This window comes from Virgibacillus halodenitrificans JCM 12304 (genome assembly GCF_001310895.1).
Classification (GTDB): Bacteria; Bacillota; Bacilli; order Bacillales; family Amphibacillaceae; genus Virgibacillus_Q; species Virgibacillus_Q halodenitrificans.
On the sequence record NZ_BAZS01000010.1, the window covers coordinates 69363 to 90668 of the forward strand.

The 21306-nt window shown below is 36.3% G+C and carries 33 protein-coding genes, 1 pseudogene and 1 riboswitch; of the genes and pseudogenes, 28 read left to right on the forward strand and 6 right to left on the reverse strand.

Annotated features, from left to right (window positions below):
* Positions 1-114: 114 nt before the first annotated feature.
* Both JCM12304_RS20020 and JCM12304_RS07585 read left to right on the forward strand, forming a co-directional pair.
* Positions 115-351 carry a hypothetical protein gene (locus JCM12304_RS20020; RefSeq protein WP_256200790.1) on the forward strand — a complete coding sequence of 79 codons (237 nt, stop codon included), beginning with the start codon at positions 115-117 and terminating at the stop codon, positions 349-351.
* Positions 342-851 (forward strand): YybI family spore inner coat protein, encoded by a 510-nt coding sequence (locus tag JCM12304_RS07585; RefSeq protein ID WP_256200791.1) that lies wholly within the window; start codon positions 342-344, stop codon positions 849-851. Before JCM12304_RS20020 ends, JCM12304_RS07585 begins: the two co-directional genes overlap by 10 nt.
* Positions 852-955: 104 nt before the next feature.
* Here JCM12304_RS07585 and cls read toward each other — a convergent pair whose 3' ends face one another.
* Positions 956-2377, reverse strand: coding sequence for a cardiolipin synthase (gene cls, locus JCM12304_RS07590; RefSeq protein ID WP_060679502.1), 1422 nt, complete (start codon positions 2375-2377; stop codon positions 956-958).
* A 232-nt stretch (positions 2378-2609) separates the two neighbouring features.
* Here cls and JCM12304_RS07595 point away from each other — a divergent pair, with 232 nt between their 5' ends.
* The 4 genes from JCM12304_RS07595 (at position 2610) to JCM12304_RS07610 (ending at position 4389) form a co-directional block, all read left to right on the forward strand.
* Positions 2610-2912, forward strand: coding sequence for a DUF2089 family protein (locus tag JCM12304_RS07595; protein ID WP_060679504.1), 303 nt, complete (start codon positions 2610-2612; stop codon positions 2910-2912).
* Positions 2912-3196: a hypothetical protein gene (locus JCM12304_RS07600; protein ID WP_060679506.1), complete on the forward strand. Its 285-nt coding sequence runs from the start codon at positions 2912-2914 to the stop codon at positions 3194-3196. The genes JCM12304_RS07595 and JCM12304_RS07600 overlap by 1 nt, the downstream gene beginning before the upstream one ends.
* A 124-nt stretch (positions 3197-3320) precedes the next feature.
* A complete protein-coding gene (locus JCM12304_RS07605; protein ID WP_060679508.1) occupies positions 3321-3545 on the forward strand; it encodes a hexameric tyrosine-coordinated heme protein in 225 nt (74 codons plus the stop codon).
* Positions 3546-3741: 196 nt separating this feature from the next.
* Positions 3742-4389: a YdeJ family lipoprotein gene (locus JCM12304_RS07610; RefSeq protein ID WP_060679510.1), complete on the forward strand. Its 648-nt coding sequence runs from the start codon at positions 3742-3744 to the stop codon at positions 4387-4389.
* A gap of 119 nt (positions 4390-4508) precedes the next feature.
* Here JCM12304_RS07610 and JCM12304_RS07615 read toward each other — a convergent pair whose 3' ends face one another.
* Positions 4509-4799 carry a hypothetical protein gene (locus JCM12304_RS07615; RefSeq protein ID WP_060679512.1) on the reverse strand — a complete coding sequence of 97 codons (291 nt, stop codon included), beginning with the start codon at positions 4797-4799 and terminating at the stop codon, positions 4509-4511.
* Positions 4800-5095: 296 nt separating this feature from the next.
* Here JCM12304_RS07615 and JCM12304_RS07620 point away from each other — a divergent pair, with 296 nt between their 5' ends.
* The 21 genes and pseudogenes from JCM12304_RS07620 to JCM12304_RS07710 all read left to right on the forward strand — a co-directional run bounded on the left by JCM12304_RS07620 (position 5096) and on the right by JCM12304_RS07710 (position 17531).
* The gene (locus JCM12304_RS07620; protein ID WP_060679513.1) at positions 5096-5560 is read left to right on the forward strand and encodes a glycine zipper domain-containing protein; all 465 of its coding nucleotides are present in this window, start codon (positions 5096-5098) and stop codon (positions 5558-5560) included.
* Between the two features lie 116 nt (positions 5561-5676).
* Positions 5677-6201 carry a hypothetical protein gene (locus JCM12304_RS07625; RefSeq protein ID WP_060679516.1) on the forward strand — a complete coding sequence of 175 codons (525 nt, stop codon included), beginning with the start codon at positions 5677-5679 and terminating at the stop codon, positions 6199-6201.
* A gap of 80 nt (positions 6202-6281) precedes the next feature.
* Complete coding sequence (locus JCM12304_RS07630; RefSeq protein ID WP_060679518.1) at positions 6282-6554, forward strand: DUF2651 family protein; 273 nt, start codon at positions 6282-6284, stop codon at positions 6552-6554.
* A 63-nt stretch (positions 6555-6617) separates the two neighbouring features.
* On the forward strand, positions 6618-7118 hold the full coding sequence (locus tag JCM12304_RS07635; protein WP_060679520.1) for a DUF4825 domain-containing protein: 501 nt from the start codon (positions 6618-6620) through the stop codon (positions 7116-7118).
* An 83-nt stretch (positions 7119-7201) separates the two neighbouring features.
* Positions 7202-7474, forward strand: coding sequence for a hypothetical protein (locus JCM12304_RS07640; protein ID WP_256200792.1), 273 nt, complete (start codon positions 7202-7204; stop codon positions 7472-7474).
* A 55-nt stretch (positions 7475-7529) separates the two neighbouring features.
* Complete coding sequence (locus JCM12304_RS20025) at positions 7530-7658, forward strand: hypothetical protein (RefSeq protein ID WP_256200793.1); 129 nt, start codon at positions 7530-7532, stop codon at positions 7656-7658.
* Between the two features lie 166 nt (positions 7659-7824).
* On the forward strand, positions 7825-8394 hold the full coding sequence (locus JCM12304_RS07645) for a Uma2 family endonuclease (protein WP_060679524.1): 570 nt from the start codon (positions 7825-7827) through the stop codon (positions 8392-8394).
* Between the two features lie 142 nt (positions 8395-8536).
* The gene (locus JCM12304_RS07650; protein WP_501981721.1) at positions 8537-9019 is read left to right on the forward strand and encodes a hypothetical protein; all 483 of its coding nucleotides are present in this window, start codon (positions 8537-8539) and stop codon (positions 9017-9019) included.
* Between the two features lie 253 nt (positions 9020-9272).
* Positions 9273-9694: pseudogene (locus JCM12304_RS07655) on the forward strand (GNAT family N-acetyltransferase).
* 26 nt (positions 9695-9720) lie between these two features.
* Positions 9721-10470 (forward strand): hypothetical protein, encoded by a 750-nt coding sequence (locus JCM12304_RS07660; RefSeq protein WP_060679530.1) that lies wholly within the window; start codon positions 9721-9723, stop codon positions 10468-10470.
* Between the two features lie 59 nt (positions 10471-10529).
* Positions 10530-10781 (forward strand): hypothetical protein, encoded by a 252-nt coding sequence (locus JCM12304_RS07665; protein ID WP_060679532.1) that lies wholly within the window; start codon positions 10530-10532, stop codon positions 10779-10781.
* Positions 10782-10840: 59 nt separating this feature from the next.
* Positions 10841-11242 carry a TIR domain-containing protein gene (locus JCM12304_RS07670; RefSeq protein WP_060679534.1) on the forward strand — a complete coding sequence of 134 codons (402 nt, stop codon included), beginning with the start codon at positions 10841-10843 and terminating at the stop codon, positions 11240-11242.
* A 40-nt stretch (positions 11243-11282) separates the two neighbouring features.
* Complete coding sequence (locus JCM12304_RS19355) at positions 11283-11450, forward strand: hypothetical protein (RefSeq protein ID WP_157360444.1); 168 nt, start codon at positions 11283-11285, stop codon at positions 11448-11450.
* Between the two features lie 33 nt (positions 11451-11483).
* Positions 11484-11672, forward strand: coding sequence for a hypothetical protein (locus tag JCM12304_RS07675; RefSeq protein WP_060679536.1), 189 nt, complete (start codon positions 11484-11486; stop codon positions 11670-11672).
* Between the two features lie 47 nt (positions 11673-11719).
* Positions 11720-12196: a GNAT family N-acetyltransferase gene (locus JCM12304_RS07680; RefSeq protein WP_060679538.1), complete on the forward strand. Its 477-nt coding sequence runs from the start codon at positions 11720-11722 to the stop codon at positions 12194-12196.
* Between the two features lie 86 nt (positions 12197-12282).
* Positions 12283-12696: a hypothetical protein gene (locus tag JCM12304_RS07685; protein ID WP_060679540.1), complete on the forward strand. Its 414-nt coding sequence runs from the start codon at positions 12283-12285 to the stop codon at positions 12694-12696.
* A 128-nt stretch (positions 12697-12824) separates the two neighbouring features.
* Positions 12825-13472 carry a hypothetical protein gene (locus JCM12304_RS07690; protein WP_060679542.1) on the forward strand — a complete coding sequence of 216 codons (648 nt, stop codon included), beginning with the start codon at positions 12825-12827 and terminating at the stop codon, positions 13470-13472.
* A gap of 311 nt (positions 13473-13783) precedes the next feature.
* Positions 13784-13890, forward strand: a riboswitch (SAM riboswitch).
* A 144-nt stretch (positions 13891-14034) separates the two neighbouring features.
* Entirely contained in the window at positions 14035-15666 is a 1632-nt protein-coding gene (locus JCM12304_RS07695) for a sodium:solute symporter family protein (RefSeq protein ID WP_060679544.1), read from the forward strand.
* A gap of 289 nt (positions 15667-15955) precedes the next feature.
* A complete protein-coding gene (locus JCM12304_RS07700) occupies positions 15956-16435 on the forward strand; it encodes a DUF2975 domain-containing protein (protein WP_060679546.1) in 480 nt (159 codons plus the stop codon).
* 10 nt (positions 16436-16445) lie between these two features.
* The gene (locus tag JCM12304_RS07705) at positions 16446-16664 is read left to right on the forward strand and encodes a helix-turn-helix domain-containing protein (RefSeq protein ID WP_060679548.1); all 219 of its coding nucleotides are present in this window, start codon (positions 16446-16448) and stop codon (positions 16662-16664) included.
* A 36-nt stretch (positions 16665-16700) separates the two neighbouring features.
* Positions 16701-17531, forward strand: a complete 831-nt coding sequence (locus tag JCM12304_RS07710; RefSeq protein ID WP_060679550.1) for a DUF817 domain-containing protein — start codon at positions 16701-16703, stop codon at positions 17529-17531.
* 9 nt (positions 17532-17540) lie between these two features.
* Here JCM12304_RS07710 and JCM12304_RS19025 read toward each other — a convergent pair whose 3' ends face one another.
* Positions 17541-17714: a Spo0E family sporulation regulatory protein-aspartic acid phosphatase gene (locus JCM12304_RS19025; RefSeq protein WP_369813147.1), complete on the reverse strand. Its 174-nt coding sequence runs from the start codon at positions 17712-17714 to the stop codon at positions 17541-17543.
* A gap of 472 nt (positions 17715-18186) precedes the next feature.
* Positions 18187-18546 carry a DUF4181 domain-containing protein gene (locus tag JCM12304_RS07720; protein ID WP_060679553.1) on the reverse strand — a complete coding sequence of 120 codons (360 nt, stop codon included), beginning with the start codon at positions 18544-18546 and terminating at the stop codon, positions 18187-18189.
* A 210-nt stretch (positions 18547-18756) separates the two neighbouring features.
* Here JCM12304_RS07720 and JCM12304_RS07725 point away from each other — a divergent pair, with 210 nt between their 5' ends.
* Positions 18757-20493, forward strand: coding sequence for a dihydroorotate dehydrogenase (locus JCM12304_RS07725; protein ID WP_157360445.1), 1737 nt, complete (start codon positions 18757-18759; stop codon positions 20491-20493).
* 332 nt (positions 20494-20825) lie between these two features.
* Here the strand turns inward: JCM12304_RS07725 and JCM12304_RS19030 are convergent, their stop codons facing one another.
* Both JCM12304_RS19030 and JCM12304_RS07730 read right to left on the reverse strand, forming a co-directional pair.
* Entirely contained in the window at positions 20826-21020 is a 195-nt protein-coding gene (locus tag JCM12304_RS19030; RefSeq protein WP_071648675.1) for a hypothetical protein, read from the reverse strand.
* 23 nt (positions 21021-21043) lie between these two features.
* Complete coding sequence (locus JCM12304_RS07730) at positions 21044-21298, reverse strand: hypothetical protein (protein WP_060679558.1); 255 nt, start codon at positions 21296-21298, stop codon at positions 21044-21046.
* Positions 21299-21306 lie beyond the last annotated feature (8 nt).

Consider the following 21306-nt stretch of genomic DNA (forward strand, 5'->3'; position numbering starts at 1 on the left):
TTATGAAGAAAGCAACTAAGATGTCTTTAAAAGGAAATAAAAAACAATTGGGACATTAATCCATTTCAATGAATATGCTACTACTGGTGAGAACTTGAGTAGGAGGGATGAAGTATGTATTGGTATGAACCTTATCGTGTGAATCAAGCACAACTAGTGTATAGTGCATACGGAGATGTGAATGGGGATGGTACGCTTGATTATGTGTATATAACAGCAGTAAAGGCGGAGGCTTCCAGTCCGTTCTTGCAAGACATTACATTAAATATTCAGGATGGAGCGACAAATAGGGTATATAGCATTCCTTTAAATAAAGATGGCAATTCCGGTTATCAGCTACTGTGTTTCTAGGCGATTTCACGGGGGATGGCATCAAGGATATTTTAGTTACCATTGATTCTGGTGGTTCCGGTGCCTTTACGTTTAATTATGTTTATTCGTTTGTAAACAACCAGGCCAGAGTGCTATTCGATTTCAACAAATATAATGAACAAAATACGTACAGTGTCACTTATTTGGATTACTATAAAGTGAATGTGTATAGTCCGGCGACAGGGCAAGCATATATTGTGGACATTAGTAACAGAGATGCAGATTACTTATCACAGATTTATGATGAAAAGGGTATATTGAAGCAGCCTGTACAAGGGATGTTTGATGGTGTAAGTGGATTCTATCCGGTAGATATGGATCGTGATGGAGTGTATGAAATTCAAGCATACCAAAAAATCAGTGGACTCTATCATGCGGATTCCTTTGGATATATTATTAATACATTGCAATGGGATAAAGATAAATTCTCTATTTGGCAGCAATGGATGGCGATTTACGGAAGCGAGCCAAGTAAATAGAGGCGGGGAAGTATTGGAGATGCAACATTGCACGGACAATTACTGTCTAATAAAAACGAACGAGATTGGAGGGTTCATTCCTTCCGCATCTCGTTCGTCTTCTTTTACAATACAGGTGAAATCAGTCTGGAGACAGATTCCTTTAGTTGAATGATTTTCGGACGTTTTTTGTATTCCTCCCATGTTATTTCTCTTGCTAGAGGAATATCCTTTTCAAAGGCGTCGCGTAATTCTTCGGCAGTTTTTTCATCATACAAAAAGGCGTTCACCTCGAAATTCAACTTAAAGCTGCGGGGGTCAATATTTGCTGTTCCAACAGATGCGGTTGTATCATCAACCACAAGTGTCTTCGCATGAATAAATCCATTTTCATATACATAGATTTTGGCTCCAGCTTTTAACAGCTCTCCGGCATGGGACAAGGTTGCCCAATAGACAAACATGTGATCAGGCTTATCAGGAATCATGACACGTACATCGACACCAGACATTGCAGCGATTTTCAGTGCATCCAATAAGCTCTCATCTGGGATAAAGTAGGGTGTCTGTAAATAAATATATTTTTTTGCTGAGTTAACCATTTTGACATAGCCATTTTTAATTTGCTGCCATTCGGTATCCGGGCCACTGGACACAATCTGTGCTCCGACATTCCCTGCTTCAGGAAGGCTTGGGAATAGATGCTTCTCATAGGCAATATCGTGATGCTTCGAAGCTTGATTCCAGTCCAAAATGAATCGTGTTTGCAGCGCATGGACTACTTCACCTTCTGTACGAAGATGGGTATCACGCCAATATCCGAACTTTTTATCCAAGCCGAGGTATTCATCCCCCACATTAAACCCGCCGACATAGCCAATCTTTCCATCCATAATGGCGAGCTTGCGGTGATTCCGATAGTTCAAATGGAAATTCGGGAAAAAGACTTCCACTAATCCGCCAGCTTGCTTCAGTTCCTTATAAAAATGGGAGGAAATTCCCCTTGAGCCCATGTAATCATATAGCACGCGCACCTGCACACCTTGCTTTGCTTTTTCAGTTAGCGCAGCAACCAATTCCTTCCCCAGTCCGTCTTCATGAATAATGTAGTACTGGATGTGAATATGATCAGTGGCCTCTTTAATATCTGCTAGTAGTGCATCGAACTTTTCCCTTCCATCTGTATAGATTGTTACATCATTATCCTGAGTAAAAAGTGCCCCATCGTTGACCAGATGCATGAAAATACTATCTTTATATGTGGCACTGTTCTCACTTTTAAAGGAAAAGGTTCCATCTTTAATTGTCTTGATTTGTTCTTCGGTGCGTTCTTTAATACCGATCTTTTCTTTATCGGCCCAGTAAAACATTTTCTTCCGAGTGAAGTTTTGGTTGAAAATGAGATAAAGAATAAATCCAACTACAGGCAGAAACACTAGAACCATGAGCCATGCCCATGTGGTACTAGGACTTTGCCGTTCAAAGAAAATAATTACGACTGCGAGAATAATGTTAACAAAGAATAAAATACTTAAAAGAATAGACATTCAGCGCCTCCTTGCTGTTACGTAATAGTTATGTGGTCTATCTAACTTATTTTAAAAAGAATCTACCATTTGTTTAATAGTACACTTTTTAACATTGCATGGTAAAGTCTAATCCTTTTATAGAAAAATTAAAAACTAATTACATATAAATTTAAATATAATTAAAAAATACTTTAACTTTATTAAGTTTTATGTTAATGTATTATTAAATTAAACAAAAGGGGGGATTAAAGTGGATACTAATAATTTGCCAGGATGGCTATTATCTTTAGAAAATGAAGATCTTGAGTTCATTAAGAGTTTTGTTATGAAGTCTGGATCACTAAAGGAGATAGCAAAATTATATGAAGTTTCCTATCCGACAGTGCGTATTAAGCTTGATCGGTTAATTGAAAAGATAAGAATTAATGAGGCTGCCGACAACGAAGAGTTTATAAAGTTTATTAAAGGCCTGTCTATTGATGACAGAATCAGTGTAGAGGATGCAAAACTAATTATTGAAAAATACAAGCAGGAAAGAGGGGAAGAGGAGTAATGGAAGCATTTTATGGATTGTTTATTATATTGGGATTGCTAGCAATTCAATTGTTTTTATCATCACGAAATAACAAATATTTGGGAGTCATTTTACCTGTCTTATTGGTTGTATTTTTAATCTGGAGTTATATGACAGACCGGATCGACAGTCTTCTTAAAGTTTTTCTTTTTCTCCTGGTGGGGATGGTTGCCTTTCTTTTGGAATGGGGCCGTGGTAGAGAATATGCAAAAAATAAGCAAAAGAAGGAATTAGAGAAAATGAAAATGTATGATACGAAATAAATAGTATAAAACGTTGCAATTATCACATTAATGACTGATTATTTAGTATATTAGGCTAAATTAATTGCTATCTGTATTCGTAAGGGGTAAATTGGAAGTAGAATCCATGGGGAGGATGATGGTAATGAGTGAATGGCTTACTACTTTACAAACAGATACACCACAGGAAGGCTTTGAACTGGCTATTACATTGGCTCGTAAAGGAGTGGGGTATACCCAGCCTTCTGCTGAAATTAGAGAAAAACTAAGAACGGTTTACGAGGATAATGCAGACAGTCTTATTGCTTCTTCTCAAGTTATTGCAATACACTATCAAACTGTCGCAGCCGCAAATAATTATTGGAAGTAACCTGTGTGAACCCGGGCCCCTGACCCCAAAATTTTAGAAGTAAATCTTATATGTTTGAATGCTATCTCCTTCACACAATGTGTAAGGGGTCTTTTTTTTGCCGTTTAACTGGAATTTTTTGTTGTATTCTCTCAAATCTATTAGTATGATCATGATACATACCTATTTTTATTCAAACAAAGGGGGTTTGTTGGAAATGAGTAGATTTAAGATCTTCATTTATATAGGTATTATTTTAGCAGTATTTGCAGGTTGTTCCAATGACACAAGCGAAGAGGCGGAAGCTGATTCTCCGCAGACAAATGACGCCTCGGGCTCTCAGGATAAAGCTGCAAGTGATAAAGAGAAGGATGAATCAGCAAATGAGCAAGAAGCTTCTACTACAGAAAACGAGCAAAATTCGGAAGACAGTGGGACTACAGATGGGTCAGCTAGTAATTCCTCTAAGGAAGAGGAAGATATTTTGGCACAATATTCCAATGAACAAATTGAATATGCGCGGGTTTGGCGCCAGCTCGGTCCAAATCAAGAGATAGAAAAATTAAACGTGAGACACATTCCTGCTGGGACCAAATTGAACGCAAAGGATGACACGAGTACGGTTTACCCGGAGGATGTTATCCAATTATCAGGTGTCCGGTTAGTGGATGGATCGGTAACATATAGCGGGAATGGGAATGGCACTATAAACGTATATGATATTCCTCTGCGTTGGGATGGTGTTTATCCAGCAGGCGAGAAGTTTTACAATGATCTGCTTGAAAATAATGAACAAATAGCCATTGATCCAGGGGAAGACAAGGAAATCGCTGAACTCATCAAGCGTATTCAGTTGCAGAACTAGAAGCATTCTAGATTTAAAAAAAGCTAAAAGACGGAAAGGATATAGAAAGTCTTTCGGTCTCTTAGCTGACCCTTATTTGTAGATATGCCATACGAATTGCCCTTCCAATAATGATGATTTTACTTTTCCACCGGCTCCAAGATTGTCCTTTGAAGAGGTACACCACCCATTGCTATGTTTCTTCCATGCATTACATATTGCTCTCCGTCCACAAGGAAATAGCCATCCCCTTGATATTCCACTTTCTTTCCTTCTTTTTCTAATTCTGCGGTGACGGCTTTAGCATGCTCGGTGAGGTTTGTATAGCGATCATCTAGCTCCAATGTAATATTTTTATTTCGATATCCCATAAGCCGGGTAAATCCAAATAAAATAATAATAAATATTGCTATTGTAATAAGAATGTCCACAGTAATTCCCCCCATATAATTCCTTTATTAATACTAGTGTAAAAGTAACAGGTAATTTATTCAATGTGTAAGCGCTTCTAAAATTGGTGTGTCAATTTTGTAAGAGTTTGCGGCAGGTATGCTTTTCCATAAAAGCACTTATTTTATGAAATAAAAATAAAATTTTTTATTCACCTCAAATTCAGTTAATTCACTGGAAATGTCTGGTATAATTAAATGAGATTATTTGTGTAAATGAGTGTATGGGTGATCAAGAGACTTGTTCAATTAAAGGTAGAAAAAGGGGCGGTGGATCAATGGAAGTTCAACGAATCAGTACACTTAAAGCCATTCTACAAGAAATTAGAAATACAGTTGATGAGCAATTGAATCTCCAGCTTGAATTAAATAAATGTGAGCGAATCATTCAACGGTTGAACTCCTTTTCAGCAGTGTGCGAGGAATGTAATAAACATTTTACGCTTTTAGAAGATGATACCCTCCAACTGAAAGATAAATTAGGCCATCTGGAAGATTCCGATTTGAAACACCATAAGCAAACATTAGAGACGATCAGCTCACATCTTCAGGGGAAGCACAAGCTAGTATCAAGTGGTCATTATTTAAGTATTAGTATGTGCTTTGGTCCAAGTATCGGCTTGTTATTTGGTATGTTGATCTTTGATAATATTGGATTTTGGTTACCAATCGGTATGGGAATCGGGATAATAATTGGAGCATACTTAGATGCTGATGCCGATAAAAAAGGGTTAGTTTTGTAAGTCTTGTTAAACGGTAAACGTTAATATGCGGAAAGGAATTTCATATGAGAAAGAAGAGGACTTTCATTTGGGGGATAGGGGGAGTAATAGCACTCATACTTATTTACTTGTCTGTCATGACATGGTATTATCCATTATCCTCTTTCAGCCTACATAAAAGTTACACGTATAAGCCAGGTAAAGTATTATATAACGATAAAACATATGGAGAAATAGTAAATGCGTTCAAAAAAACGTATGAGAAGGAACTAGTTAAGGAATTTGAGAGTAAGGGGAGCGACCTTGATTTAACTGTAGTCAAGACAGATTATATCCTTCCACTATTAGAACAGGAATGGCTGCTTGGCACAAATCCTGTAACTATAAAACCTGATAAACTGGAGAACATGCTCTTCGAAGTAAAAAATAGTAGAGACATAATGTTACAGCTCCTCGCTGATGAGAATTATACGAAAGAGCAGGGGAATTATTTGCTTGCCAGCATTAAAAACCTTCTCCATATAGAAGACAGCATCAGAAACATCCGTGATGAGAAGTTTATTACAAGAAAAGAATTAAAAAATTCAATTCGAAATCTTCGCGGTGATTTTAGAGACGGTTTTCGATTTTATGTAAATCCTTTTTATGAAAGCACGAGGTAAAGAGGAAGGGCATCTGATTTTAATAATAGGAAAATTTAATTTGTAGAACAATGCCTTTAAGAAAACGGAGGAATATTCAGTTGAACTTTATCAATTTCATAGATCCATTTTTAATGCAATTAGTTATCGTTCCTGTTGTAGTAATTGGTTTAGGTGTTGTAGCAGCAATTCTAACTAAAAGAGTATTCGTTGGACCTATCGTAACACTACTTTTGTATTTGTTGTATGAAATATGGTCTTCACTTTATTACTATCCCGAATCTGGAATTAGCATTACACTTTTTAATATAATATATCCGTTTATAACCTTTATTATTTCTGGGGTAGCAGATAAGCATGGAGAGGAAGATTAAAAGCTATTAAAACATTGTACTTGGAAAGAGAGCTATTTACATGAGCAGTTGGATGGAAGGTTAATGAAAAGAACAGCAGGTTATTTGTTATTTTCATTATTATTGTTACTTGTCTTAAATGGGTGTGCATTTAATAATAATGAAACGAAAGATTCGAATGAGGATATATTTCAATATAAGGGCACTGTCATTGGTGATAATAGTGCAATAATTAATATCCTTGGTAAACTAAAACACAATGAAAAATTTGAAGAAGCTTCACTTGTTACAAGTGAAAAGCCTTATGGGATGACAGTGACATACGGTAGCCTGGATACTCCAGAGGTTGAAAAAGAGTATAAAGAAACGGCAATTACAAATGCTACTTTTCTTTTTGCATTAATTAAAAATGCAAAATGGATCACTTTTCATTTTGATGACCAGGCATATAAAATTACTAGATCTAAATTGCAGGATTTCCATAGTAACGATTTAAATGAGTTTGCAAGTCAAAAAGAATTGGAGGCAGCTGCAGAGAAACAGTTGTCAGATGATAGCAAAGTGAACCAATTTTTTGCCCAATAGAATTCTTTCTAGTGACAGCCGGAATAAAAGACGCGTAAACGAATGGCCATTTATTAAAGGGGAGTGTAGATGTGCTTGAAAAAATGGAATCATTTTTAGCAAATGAGATCACAGATCAAGAATATTATGACGGAATCATTGACTTTGTAACTTCCTGCAATATTAGAAGTGGGGAATATGAATGTAACGAGTATGTCATTAAGAAAATGGATGCTTTTAACTTCATTATTTTTCCTGAATATATAATTGATGGGAAAAGGGAAATTCACAGTTCAGTGTCCATAAGTAAGGAAAAATTAGTTAAATTGATTACTAGTTATGCAAGAAAGCAAGGATTTGTTTTAAGAAAAAATTAGTTTTAAGATTTAAAAGATAAGGTAACCAGCTACAATCAGATAAGGAGAGAAAAAGTTGATGATTATTATTGGAATTATAATTGCAATTACGCTCATTTCCATAGAAGTACAGCTTAAGCGATTAACCAAGACGCATGCGACAATAGCTGAGCTGCTCAAAGAAAAGGTTCACTCATCCAAATAAAAAAATCACTTGAAGAAAGAGATGAATTGCTAGAAACAATGCGGTATTTGAGATTACCGAACAAGAACAAGTCTATCCTGTGGTGTGAGCAAGTTATTCCAAAGTTAGGTGAATATTTATCGTTATGATATTCTATTTGTAAAATAGGTTAAAAGGAAGGATTTTAATGGTCATTCCAGACAAAAAAGATAAATATTCATATGCTGATTACCTATCATGGGATGAAGGGGGAAGGATTGAGTTAATTGGCGGTGTGATTTTTAATATGTCCCCTACTCCTTCGAGAAAGCATCAACAAGTTCTTAGAGAGTTATCTACAGCCTTTTCTATTTTTCTGCGAGATAAAGAATGTGAAGTATTTTTTGCGCCTTTTGATGTGCGATTATTAGCGGACAATAAACAGGATGAGGATATAAATAATGTTGTTCAACCAGACTTATCGATTGTATGTGATCAAGAAAAATTGGATGACAGAGGCTGTAACGGAGCGCCGGATATGATTATCGAAGTCCTCTCTCCTTCATCTGTTAAGCTGGACCGATGGAGAAAATATCAGCTTTACGAAAAAGCGGGAGTAAAAGAATATTGGCTTGTTGATCCAATCAACGAATCAGTAGAAACACATCTTTTAATTGATGGGCAATACAAATTTCAAGGCGTCTTTACAAAAGAAGACACCGTTACTATAAATATTTTTAATGAAATGAAGATCGATTTAAATCAAATATTTTTGTAGGAAATGTGAAATATAGTGTCATTTTAAACAATGTGTTTGGAAAGGAGAATTAGTTATTAAGGAACAATTTTTATCTGAAAATCAAATAATCCCGGGAACAAATAAAACTTTACTAGATTACTGGAAATGGGCGCACTCTACAATTTTAGGTAATACCGAACGTGGTGTCTTTGCAGAGTTTTTAGTAGGCAGTGCACTGGGAGTACTGAATTTTCCGAGAGTTGAGTGGGATAATGCGGATATAGAATATTTTAATTTTAATATAGAGGTGAAATCGTCGGCTTATGTTCAGTCATGGGAGCAAATTAAAGAGAGTACTCCTTCATTTGGGATTGCTCCTAAATATGCTTGGACTGGAAAAGGAAATGAATATGAACAAGAAAAGCGTCGTTTCGCTCACTATTATATTTTTTGTTTACTAGCAGAAAAGAACCGGGAAGAAGTGGACCCTTTAAACATTAATCATTGGGAATTTTATATTCTGCCAACAGAAATTTTAAATCAATATAATAAAGCACAAAAGAAAATCTCCTTAGGACCTTTGCAGCGATTGTGTAAAGGCGTAACATATCATGAAATAAAACCTCAATTAGATAAATTAATTGGAGAATCTTATCAGCGTTAATATCGGTACTCAGCTATAAATACGGAGAGTTTGAATGAAACGCAAAGAATTATTCCGTGCCATATATTTTGCAATTGGCGTTCTTGTTGCATTTATCCTTTTTCGACTTGATCTGCCTCTAAGTGATAGAGCTAAAACCTGGTAAATGGTTTCTTATATTTTTATTGGTAACATCATTAATGAACTTGTGCTAGTAAAAAGCGGATAAAAAGCGAAAATAATTTTCAAGCAGTTTAGGAAGGAGATGACACAATTGAACATCACCCAACAATGGAAGCAAGAGGATAGTGACTTTATCAGAAAAAAAGTTATTGAACATAATATGGAGAAGCTTCCTGATAAGCTTAAAACTCCAAACGAGGATATTAGTTTTGTTATCAAGGATGATGCAGGGGAAATCGTGGGAGGAATTACGGCAAACACGTTTTGGCATCAAATGCATATTGAATTTCTGTGGGTGGACAAAAAAGTTAGGGGACTAGGGTATGGCAGTGCGCTTTTACAAAAGTTAGAGAACTTTGCTGTAGAAAAGGGATGCCGTTTTGTTTATTTAGATACTTTCAGTTTCCAGGCCCCTGAGTTTTATAAAAAACATGGATATGAAGTCTTTGGTACTTTAGAAGATCATCCAAAGGGTTTAATCAATATTTCTTACATAAAAGATTTGCTGAGTAGAAATGTTTTGTAGGAGTTGAGTAGTCGTGGGGAAGCATTTAATTACTAATCGCTTATTGGAAAAGTTAATAGGTGCAAGCTTTTCTATATCAATCTATTATATCACCACATTGATTGATACCAACTTTAACCTTTTTGAATTTCATGAATTAATTACACAGCCAGCAATTTGGATGCTGTTTTTTGGTTATGGAATACTTAGTTCTCTCATTATTGATGATGGCATAGGAAGAATGATCCCTCGTTTCAACTTAGGTAAACAGATATTATTTTATATTTTATTTGGGTATCTTATTTTTTTATTTTTTTTGCCCCTCGGATATGTGTTAATAGCTGGTACAGTTGGTGCTTTTTTCTCCCTTCTGTTTTTACTAGGTAAAAAAACACTAAAACCGTTCAAGTGGTACAGCTGGATTGTTTTTATTGTTCCAATTGTATGTCTTGTGATGTTGCCGTTCGATTTCACTTCAAAGGTTGGGTGGAACGAAGTAGCTGAAGATGGATTTGTAGAGATTGATTATGAATTTTTCAACGGCGAGCATCTGATTCCGGTTCATGGAAAGAAAGGGGAAAAAATTTACTTTGATGTTGAACATACCAACATTAGTGGGGCAAACGGAATGTCTCTTTATGATGGGAACGGAGATTATGCTGGAATGAATGAAGAAGGTGGAGATATAGTAAGCATGGATTTTGAAGAAACAACCACAAAATATATTGTGGTATCCACTGTAAATGGAAGATATGGTCAAATCCAGGTGACATGGTGGGAATAGGGAATTATTTTAGGCGTGAAAGATAAAAAGTTTGTATAAAACAAATTGGAGGTTTTCTATTGGAAATCCTTAGACTGGCTTTCTTCCGTTTCTTCATTGTTTGTGTGGTAATCTTAACACTTTTGTTCACAAATAATCTGGGACCTTTCACTTTCTTTATCATAGCTGGAGCTTTTTCGTTAGTTGAATCAATTCTATCAAAACGTAAATTTGATAGAATAACTGGTAACAAATTTATCGATTATGGTTGGATCCTGTTTGTCATCATTACCGTTGCAGCTGTTTTAATATACAGTGGTGAGTATGAATAAAATAATATTGGGGCAATAGTACTTAAAGATTAAATCAGCCCACTTTAGGAGAATGGAAAATGAATACGTTTTATATAGCTTCAAGTCTTTCAAATATAGATACAGTACGACTTGTTCGCAATCAGTTAGAGGATAAGGGATTTGTTCATACATATGATTGGACCAAAAATGAACGAGCTTCAACAATTGGAGATTTGATGGAAATAGGCAGGAAAGAGAAGCAAGCAGTGTTGGATGCCGATTTTATTGTGGTGCTTTTGCCAGCTGGAAAAGGGAGTCATATAGAATTTGGTATGGCGCTAAGCCAAGGCAAGCCCATTTATCTCTATTCGCCAAACGACGATATAAATAATATTGCAACGACAAGTACATTTTATCACTTATCAAATGTTGAAAAATATGTCGGTACTATTGATATGTTAGTGGAAAAAATAACAAAAAGTGAATTGAACCGTATTTAATTTAAATTAACTTACACATACATATTAAGGGGGTTAGGCTATGGAATTTTTAGCCCTGTTTTCATTTTTGTTTATTTACATCGGGATACCTTTAGCAATAATATTTTTCTTAAAACAAATCAATGAAATTAAAGAGAACAGCGAACTACATAGTGAACAAAACAAACAAATAATTCAATTATTGAAGCAGTTGCGTGACAGTAATTAAAGGAAACTCCTTGAAAATAGAAAGGAAGATAATTTGAAAAAATTATACAGAAATATTCTTATTTATACTATTGCGGTTATTTTATTGGTGTTGGTCCTTGAATTATTAGGCATTAACACTGCTATTATTCCAGCAGTAATTGAATGGACTACAACATTTATCCTGCCATGGATTGGCTTATATTGGCTGATTCGTTTGGTTAAGAGCCTGGAGAAAAGGTAAGAGCCGACTATTTAGTATTTCTTAAAAAGAAAGAGGTGCACCGGAAATTGAAGATTCGGGAGATAAAAGATCAAGACAATAAAAAAATGGAGCAAATTATAAAACAGTCGTTGGAGCAAGTGGGGTTAGATATCCCTGGAACAGCGTATTTTGATCCTCAATTAGGCAAATTATCCGCATTTTACAAGGATAAATCGAATGCTAACTATTGGGTTGCTGTAACGGAAGAAGATGAAGTGATTGGTGGAGTGGGAATTGGCCCATTTGTAGGTGATTCGACGGTTGGTGAGCTGCAAAAGCTATATATTAGCCCCGCACACCAAGGAAAAGGGGTTTCCAAGGAATTAATGCGCGTAGCATTGGATTTTGCCGAGAAGCATTATGCATATTGTTATCTCGAAACTTCTCATGTACTTGAAATTGCAAATCGCCTGTATAGTAAATTCGGTTTCCGCGAGCTTGCCGAACCGATAGAAGGTTCAGAGCATGGCACGATGGACACCTGGTATATAAAAGAATTATAGAAATAGGAGCTAGTAGCAAGTAAAATAGCGTCTCTGCAAATTTTTGGCAGTGCCCCAGAATACGGAGTAGTAGGAGCGAAATGAACATGAAGGAAGCTATAAGTATACTTTTAATTATTGGGGTTGGAATAATCTTATATAAAAAAGGTATATTGCGGTTTATGAGTACAAAGAAAATAAATTATACATATAAAAAGTTGCAAAATAGTCTCAAAGTACGTTACAAAAAATTTACCGGCATAGAATACTATTATTTTAAATTAAAGAAAGGCGTCAGCTATACACTGAAATATGATGTCACTGTAGAAGAGGGCGCGTTGGATCTTGAATGGAGGAGCTTTAAAGGTGTAGTGGATAAAAAGCGCTTTGAAGCAGATGGAAATGGTGAACTAACGTTTACTGCAAGTACCCGGTTGCATTCAGTGAGACTTGAGGGAAGCGATACCAAGGGCGGCTGTGTGATTGAAGTAGTCCAAAATATAAGCAACCAAGCTAACTGAAAGTAGAAATAGAACGTAGGTAAATACCATAACAAAAGTTGAAGAAGCGCGTGTTGAACTCCTAAGCATTAAAGAAGCGTACGTTTATTTCTAAAAAATAAATAGAGTGGGTGAGAGGAGGGAATTTTATGATAAGAAGCAAGTTTGCAGTTATTGGCGCTATTATTCTGTTTATCATTTGTATGTGTTTATTCTTTCCATTTCCTGATGATCCCTTGCTGCATGCAACTACTATTTTTATGTCCATTCCCATTAAGGACCATGATGGCTATATAAAAGCTGGTGTGATTGGCTCATTTTTATTTGTTATCGCAATGGTTTTGCTGATGTTCGGTTTAAAAAAATTCCGTCTTCGATCACTGATTATTGTGATATTCTTATACAGTTTTTTGCCATCAATGCTTATCAAAGTTTATCAAGAGACACTTGCAGAAGGTATCTTTGCTGTTTCAAAGGAAGATGAAGGGGAATGCAATTTCACGTCCGTAAATGATGAACAATTAGATGGAGAATGCTATTTTACGCTTCATAACCGCAGTAATAAAGCAGTGACCTTCGAAGTTCAACTGATCGATTCCTTCATTGATGAAACGCGCATGGAGTCGCTAATGAATGAGGCAGGCCCACATATGTTAACACTGGAAGCAAACGAAAAAAGAGCAATACATCTAAAAGAAATTATTGATATTACTGGAGTAAAGGACCATATTTCTCAAGGGACGTCTTTTGAACTTCATTTTAGGCTCATTGATGGAAAGGATGAACGGATCTTATGAGTAGAAGTACACTAAGTAAGTTAGATACAGGAATCGCTCTCTTCATGCTGATTTTCACTTTTTATTATTTCTTTATGATGCAATTTCTATCCCAATCAATGTGATTTTTTCATTTTTATCTGTCATGTTTTTTCTGTTTGGGGTTCACTATTTATACTATAAAGAAAAGTTTTAGGATGTGTATATATCACCGTGGCATTATTTTTGATTTTTGTTGTTATTAATCCTTTTCTCCTAATACTGTAAAAATGTATTGACTTTTGTGTTGGAATAATGTAAATTGATAAATAATTTAATAAATTAAATGCAACTTCTTATCAAGAGAGGTGGAGGGATTGGCCCTGCGAAACCTCGGCAACAGGCTCTGTAGAGTACTGTGCCAAATCCAACAGACAAGTATTTGTCTGAGAGATAAGAAGAGGATGCTATGATCGTACAGCCCTCTTCTTATTTTGGAAGAGGGTTTTTCTATTTTAAATTAAAAAAGTTTGGAGGCTTTTTAAACGTTAAACAAAGTAATTCGATCTGATTTATAAAATTTTTAAAAAGAGGGGGAGTTTATATGTCATCATATGGGTATTGGATGATTATCTTTGCAGTTGGGTATACCTTTGTACTAATAATTGCAGGTCAGTTAGCAAAGAGGCGAGTAAACCGACAAGATAGCTACTTTGTTGGTGGTAGAACTTTCAATAAGTGGATTGTGGCATTTTGTATTACAGGGTTATTTTCCGGATCTACGTATATTTCTATTTTGGAGTTATCCTATTTAAATGGCGTTTCAGCAATATGGTATGGGGTAGCTGAAATTGTTCAAATCATTATTATTGCTTTATTAATAATTCGATCCTTTCGTAAAAAAATGCTTATTACGATTTCCGGACTAATCGGTGATAAATATGGCAGGGCAGCCAGAGGTATGGCAGGTGCTATTACTGCATTTGCCTTTCCGATGTGGTCTGTGGCGACAGCGATTGCTTTCGCGTCAGCTATGCATGTATTCACAGGTATTTCGCTGACGTGGTCTGTAGCATTTACTGCCATCCTGTTGTTTGTATACTTACAGGGAGGAGGGATGTGGTCCATTGCTTTTACCCAAACAATGAATGGTGTGTTATTTTTTCTCATGTTTATCGTTGGTATCGTGGCTTTTTTCATCAACCCGGGAATCGAAGGATTAAAAACGCTAATGGTAGAGTCTCCGTCTATGTTTGCGTTTGATAGTGTTGGTTTACAGGTGATTGTCGCTTGGTTTGGTACCTTTCTGGTAAATGTCATTCTGGCTCAGGCAGCCTTTCAAATGGCGCTCTCATGCAAAGAGCCTGAAGAGGGTCAAAAAGGATTAATGATTGCTGGCGTCTTAGCAGTTCCCTTTATTATTTGTGGCATTCTGTTTGGAGTTGCAGCGGCAGTGGTTGTTCCTAATGCACAAACAGGTCTCATTGCGATTCCGCTTTATTTAATGGAAGTACTGCCTGCACCATTAGTCGGCATTTTCTTTCTTGGTGTGTGGGGCTGTGCATTGAGTTGGGGAGCACCGTGTCAATTTTCTGGGGCTACTAGTCTTGGACGTGATGTGGGAGGCGCTTTACATCCACGGGCCAGTGAGAATCAGCTTGTTTTTTATACGAAAGTTTCCCTACTTCTATTAACTGTATTAATGATTATCTTTGGTATGCTTCGGACAGAACAATCCGCGTGGTGGAATGTGTTAGCATGGACCATTCGGAATAGTGCTACATTTGCTCCCGTTGTTGCTGCATTATTCTGGCCGGTCGTTACTAAACGGGCGGTATGGGCAGCGTTAATCACAGGCTTTATCAGTGGTTTGGCATGGTATTATTTAGGCGGATGGCAGCCAAATGCATTTTATATGAACATTCATCCAGTTTGGGTTGGAAGCTCGATCAATGTGCTAACAATTAGTATTGTTACAATATTGGATCCAGCGGCAAGGTGGTACTTACAGCTAGGTAAGCAAACAGGAAGAACATATGCCGCCATACTCAGTGGATTTATCCTTCTCGCCATAAATATTATCTATGCGGACACATTATATCAAAGTGGGTTGACTGGATTGTTTGTATTTATCACCATCATCGCATTCTTTATTTCAGCTATCAGACTTGTACGCCCAGTGGAAGAAAAAACATCAATCGAGGTGAGTGCACTAGCAAAAAGCTACTCACAATAATTAAAAACTGAGATATGTCTTAATAGTAGAAAGCTCTTTATCTTTTAGGGGTAAATTGCTTTCTTTTTTATGCCTGTTTTTTGAGCGAAAAGCCACTATGGCAGATTAATCTATCTAACGGCAGTTAGACACTTCCTACTGCTAATAAATTTCCCCCTCTATTCCATACCTGAAAACACCAAATCTTACACCTTTTCAATAAATAAAACATAAATATTAATAAAAATTTATTGTAATTCGATAAAAATTAGATTAAAATCAAATTAACAATAATAGGAGAGGTGCTTGTATGAAACGAGAAACACTTTTTTTGAAAACAACTATAATTCTTATGGGGCTCCCTGTGCTTGCATTATGTGTTTTTGCTGTACCTGGGATTGCCAATTTCGCTGTAGAATTATATCCGGATATGGCCTATTTAAAATATCTTATATTTTTAGTCATGTATAGTGCAGCAATTCCTTTTTATATTGCCTTATATCAGGCTTATAAATTGTTAAGCTATATTGATAAGAGTAAAGCTTTCTCGCAGTTTTCGGTAACTGCATTAAAAAAGATCAAATACTGTGCAATTACAATTAGTAGTATTTATGTAGTAGGCATGCCGCTCTTTTATCTAATTGGGGAAAAAGACGACGCACCAGGTGTCATTTTAATTGGAATGATCCTTATTTTTGCATCCTTTGTAATTGCCGTCTTTGCTGCTGTTCTACAAAAATTATTACGAAATGCCATCGAAATAAAAACAGAAAATGATTTAACGGTCTGAGGTGAATGAAATGGCGATTATAATTAATATAGACGTGATGTTAGCAAAACGTAAGATGAGTGTTACCGAGCTTTCGGAACGTGTTGGAATAACTATGGCTAATCTTTCTATTTTGAAAAATGGAAAGGCAAAAGCAATTCGTGTTACTACCTTGGATGCCATATGTAAAGCTTTGGAATGTCAGCCTGGGGATATTTTGGAATACCGTGATGAGGAAGAAAATGGATAAAAAGCAAGGAAACAAAAAGGGAGGAGGGGGAAGAGGATGAATGGAGTAAAGCAACTTGTTAGGTTTGGTTGGGAGCAAGGCTTGTCCTGTTTGTTTCCTGTCGTTATCTTTGCTTCTCTGGCATTAACTCAATTTATCTCCATGCCGATTCTGCCACGGTATGACTGGTTACTTATTATCTTTCTTCTAATGCAATGGCTGATGGTTCGCTCGGGTCTTGAAACAAAAGACGAGCTCAGGGTAATTACCTTGTTTCATCTGATCGGACTAACGTTGGAAATTTTCAAAGTAAATATGGGGTCCTGGTCTTATCCAGAGGAGGGATTTTCCAAAGTTTTTGGCGTGCCGTTGTATAGTGGGTTCATGTATGCGAGTGTCGCAAGTTATCTTTGCCAAGCTTGGAGGAGACTGGATGTTAACTTAGTGAAATGGCCATCCTTTTCCATTGTTGTGCCACTCGCAGCTGCCATCTATTTGAATTTTTTTACCCATCATTATTGGCTGGATATACGGTGGTGGCTATCCTTGGCTGTCATAATAGTTTTCTGGCGTACATGGGTCACCTATAAAGTTGGTGGAAAGCATTATCGTATGCCGCTTGCACTGTCCTTTGTCCTTATTGGTTTCTTTATCTGGATTGCAGAAAACATCGCTACGTTCTTTGGTGCATGGCAGTATCCGAATCAGACAGAGGCCTGGAGTCTTGTACATCTTGGAAAAGTAAGTTCCTGGCTTTTGCTAGTTATTGTGAGCTTTTTGATTGTGGCGACATTAAAACAGGTGAAAAGTAGAAATTATCGTTATTCAACACGTAAAATTATTCGACAAAATGAAGAGCGACATAGAGGATCAGGAAAAGTTTACTAAAGAGAAGTATTAGTTACCATCCTGTGTTTTTTCCCTCTTCAAACGTTCTAATTTGTTAAGTAGGTCATCTAATGTTTGAGAAATAGCAAGTACCTCAGGACTCTGTGGATCGTTTTTATAGGCTTGATACATTTTTTCTCTTGTTTCTTCAATTTTTTTGTATAAATCAGGCAGGGTGTTCAGGTTTTTTACCCCTTTCTTTTAAACTAATAGGTACTTTATTCCTAATAATTTATACCCGGTTTATAAATAAATAAACTTTTTTTATAGAAAATCTATTTACAATATTTATAAAATATCTTACAATTTACTTAACTCTAGTAAAAGGGGTGATAGTGTGGGGATAATTGTAAGAAAATGTCGCTTATGTGAGAACGAAATGGAAATTGGTCCGTTTACTTTGTGCTCTACCTGCTTAAAAGACAGAGAGAAAATAATTCTTTATATTAGCGAAAACCCGCGCAGTTCCATGAAACAGATATCTATCATAACGAACATCCCACTAGAAAAAATTCATAAGCTAGCATTAGGTAAAGTAACGAAAAAGTAGACATATTATCGATTCCTGTATAATATAAATGGGTTAGCTTGGATATGTCCAAGCTATTTTTGTTTGCTTTTGTTAAATGAAAGATTGAAAAGACGTTTAAACAATTCAATAGATTAATGTTGATACAGAAGCTAATGTCAGATAAAGCAAACATGCGATGAAAATGTTTAATGATAATAAAAAGCGCTGTTGCTCTCTCTCATATTTCCATTCCATAAAAGTACGAATCGCATATAAAAAAATAAGATAAACCAAGATCCAGTCCAAGACATTTTGCCCTTTGGAAACAATGATCATAATTATAAAGAAGCAAAAAGTGCCATATTCCAACAGTTTATGTGTTCCATTCACATGATGATAACGTAGACCTTCTCGTTCAGTTATTGTAAACTTAGTTTTTAAGCTCCATGTAGTAATACCCAAGTATAGAATTGCTACACTCAATACTACTATTAACGTAACCATATATGAACTCTCCTTCAAGAACGTAATTTGAATTTAAAACCTTCGAAGTAAACTCAACTTTTACTCAGTTTAACACTATTTTCCATTTATATCATTTTCTATTTTTATTTGTGATCACTCTTAAAGGGCGCTACATGTTAAAATAAATAAAAGAACAGCTAACGTATATTAATAGAAGGTGTTGTATATGCCAGATTGGTCTTATCACCCATGAAAAGGGTGCTTTTAGATAAAATGTCAGCGAGAAAAGGCCGAGAATTCATCCATCATTCCATGAACAGCATTGCCTCCATGCCAGGAGGGAGGCAACTCATTGGATTTCTCGGGCACATGAAGCCACCTGACGAACTGCAGAAGAAAATAAGTAATACAGTCTATTCCTCCCCAATTGGGTTAAGTGGATATATAGATCCAAAACTATCAGGGATGCTCGCATTTCAGGAGCTTGGTTTTGGCTTTTTGGAAATTGGGCCAATTGTATTGAAAGAGCCTGCAGAACAAGAGGAGCCAATTCGTGAAAATAATACAATTCTATTTTCAAATCAGCAGGAGAAAGTTCCTCTAAAGCTAGCAATGAAAAAGTTATTAAACTATCCTATTAACGTTCCTGTAGTTGCCAGATTGGATCGGCATGTAGGTGAAAGAGAATGGGAGGTGATCTTACAACAGTTAATTCCATTCGTAGATGCATTCATTTTAACTGAAGAACAAATGGATACGTTTGTGTCCAAACAGGATAAGCGTTTAGACTGCGCTTTTTATATTGGATTACATACTGACGAAATGAAAATAGGTATTAATCATCCACACGTAGATGGTGTCGTGTTGGATGCACCCTGTCGATTAAACGGCGACTATTGGTACGAAAAACAGCATGCAAATGACTCCTTAATACAGGCAGTTAAACAGATGAAGATGGAGCATCCCGTCTGGACGGTAATTACATCTGGGGGGGTTGAAACCCCTGAAGAGGGATTGGAATTACATCAGGCCGGGGCAGATTTAGTGATGCTTTCCACTGGTTATGTAAACGCAGGCCCCGGCTTACCAAAGCGCATACATGAACGAATAATAGCGGAACAGAACAATTCAGCTCCAAAACGGGTCCGAACTAGCCATTGGTCATTTTTCTTCGGGCTCGCTATTTTATTTGGCGGAATTATCGCTTTCTTTTTTGCCTTAACACGAATTATTTTGCCATATGATGAAGTTTTTTTAGGACTTACAAGAGCGGAACTATTACAGGTTAATCCACGGATTTTAGCATTTATGTCACATGATCGAATGGCGCTCGCTGGGACAATGATTTCTGGTGGTATATTATATATTCAGCTTGCTAGAAATGGCATAAGAGCTAACATGCATTGGGCGAAGATTGCGTTTCATTCTGCAGCAATTATCGGATTTCTAGGTATTTTTTTGTTTATTGGTTTTGGTTATTTTGACTGGTTGCATGGTTTATATTGGCTAATCTTATTGCCCGTGTACTTTCTTAGTTTAAAAGAGGCTAAGCCTGTCAATGGTAGCCCTGCTTCAAGACAAGGAACTAATGATAGAGCTTGGAAGCTCGGATTGTATGGACAGCTGCTGTTTGTCATGTTAGGTTTCTTCATTATCATCGGTGGAATTGTAATTTCTACTATTGGCGTAACGAAGGTGTTTGTAGATACAGATTTGAGCTATATTTGTATGACACCAGAGATGCTCGATCAAATAAATAATAAACTTATTCCTGTCATTGCTCATGATCGGGCTGGCTTTGGCAGTGCACTTGTCAGTGTTGGCTTGCTTGTGCTTATGCTTTCCTTATGGGGATTTAGACAAGGAGCAAGCTGGGTTTGGAATACAATTGCGATAGGAGCCTTACCTGCATTTATAGCTGGAATCGGAACACATCTGTATATTGCTACACTGATTTTATCCATCTGCTGCCAGTATACTTTTTAGTACTTCTATATGTGGCTGGTTTAATATTATCCTATCCTTTTTTAAAAAGGAAGACGAAGTGAAATAGGGGAGTTTACAAAGAAAAACAATAACTTTCGAATGTTATTGTTTTTCTAGACTCAAACACAAACGTTGGGGCTTTCGATGTCGCAAAATTATATTAACACCTAACTAACTGTTATCCTATCGTGTACTTGCGTGACACACTTAAAGAAATTAGATGATACTACTCTGTGTTCTTAAGTCTAAAGCAGGTACAATTTGAAAAAATTGTACGAGATAACGTTTGCCCCGTATACTTGCAATGAAGTTTTCTCCTATTCTCTCTTTGCTTACATGAATACAAAAAGCAATAAACTAATAGCGAAGAGAAGAAAAGCTACCTGTATCAGAATAAACCAGAAAAACTCTGATAGAGATAGTTTTCTTTGTTTCTTCGTTTTTGTTAAATGACGTAAGTAAAAGGAAGAACTTATAATAAGAATGACTAAACTAAGTGTGCGCAGTATTTCTGCAAATAAAAGCAAATATAAAACTCCTCTTCAAAATTTTATCTGCTCTGATCATTTTTACGTATTTTTCGCATTACACTGTACGCCATCAGTGCAGCAAGTAAAGCTGATGATAGGGAGAGAAGGAGTGGACCGACACCATACAAGGTTGTTTCACCTGAAAGAAGCGCACTTGATTTCCATGCTCCTTCTACATCAGGTGTATATAGGAAAGTTAAAAGCATACCAGATACAATTTGTAACAAGAAAAACAAGACCAAAAAACTGCCACTAAAAATAATGAAATTTTTCAACGAGGCCA

Coding starts and splice junctions, on each gene's coding strand:
- JCM12304_RS07625 (WP_060679516.1), top strand. CDS start 5,677: ATGACATGGTATTATCCATTATCCTCTTTCAGCCTACATAAAAGTTAC.
- JCM12304_RS20020 (WP_256200790.1), top strand. CDS start 115: ATGTATTGGTATGAACCTTATCGTGTGAATCAAGCACAACTAGTGTAT.
- JCM12304_RS07710 (WP_060679550.1), top strand. CDS start 16,701: ATGAATGGAGTAAAGCAACTTGTTAGGTTTGGTTGGGAGCAAGGCTTG.
- JCM12304_RS07720 (WP_060679553.1), bottom strand. CDS start 18,546: ATGGTTACGTTAATAGTAGTATTGAGTGTAGCAATTCTATACTTGGGT.
- JCM12304_RS07635 (WP_060679520.1), top strand. CDS start 6,618: ATGAAAAGAACAGCAGGTTATTTGTTATTTTCATTATTATTGTTACTT.
- JCM12304_RS07610 (WP_060679510.1), top strand. CDS start 3,742: ATGAGTAGATTTAAGATCTTCATTTATATAGGTATTATTTTAGCAGTA.
- JCM12304_RS19355 (WP_157360444.1), top strand. CDS start 11,283: ATGGAATTTTTAGCCCTGTTTTCATTTTTGTTTATTTACATCGGGATA.
- cls (WP_060679502.1), bottom strand. CDS start 2,377: ATGTCTATTCTTTTAAGTATTTTATTCTTTGTTAACATTATTCTCGCA.
- JCM12304_RS07685 (WP_060679540.1), top strand. CDS start 12,283: ATGAAGGAAGCTATAAGTATACTTTTAATTATTGGGGTTGGAATAATC.
- JCM12304_RS07620 (WP_060679513.1), top strand. CDS start 5,096: ATGGAAGTTCAACGAATCAGTACACTTAAAGCCATTCTACAAGAAATT.
- JCM12304_RS07640 (WP_256200792.1), top strand. CDS start 7,202: ATGGAATCATTTTTAGCAAATGAGATCACAGATCAAGAATATTATGAC.
- JCM12304_RS07700 (WP_060679546.1), top strand. CDS start 15,956: ATGAAACGAGAAACACTTTTTTTGAAAACAACTATAATTCTTATGGGG.
- JCM12304_RS07645 (WP_060679524.1), top strand. CDS start 7,825: ATGGTCATTCCAGACAAAAAAGATAAATATTCATATGCTGATTACCTA.
- JCM12304_RS07690 (WP_060679542.1), top strand. CDS start 12,825: ATGATAAGAAGCAAGTTTGCAGTTATTGGCGCTATTATTCTGTTTATC.
- JCM12304_RS07705 (WP_060679548.1), top strand. CDS start 16,446: ATGGCGATTATAATTAATATAGACGTGATGTTAGCAAAACGTAAGATG.
- JCM12304_RS07605 (WP_060679508.1), top strand. CDS start 3,321: ATGAGTGAATGGCTTACTACTTTACAAACAGATACACCACAGGAAGGC.
- JCM12304_RS07670 (WP_060679534.1), top strand. CDS start 10,841: ATGAATACGTTTTATATAGCTTCAAGTCTTTCAAATATAGATACAGTA.
- JCM12304_RS07695 (WP_060679544.1), top strand. CDS start 14,035: ATGTCATCATATGGGTATTGGATGATTATCTTTGCAGTTGGGTATACC.
- JCM12304_RS07725 (WP_157360445.1), top strand. CDS start 18,757: ATGAAAAGGGTGCTTTTAGATAAAATGTCAGCGAGAAAAGGCCGAGAA.
- JCM12304_RS07600 (WP_060679506.1), top strand. CDS start 2,912: ATGGAAGCATTTTATGGATTGTTTATTATATTGGGATTGCTAGCAATT.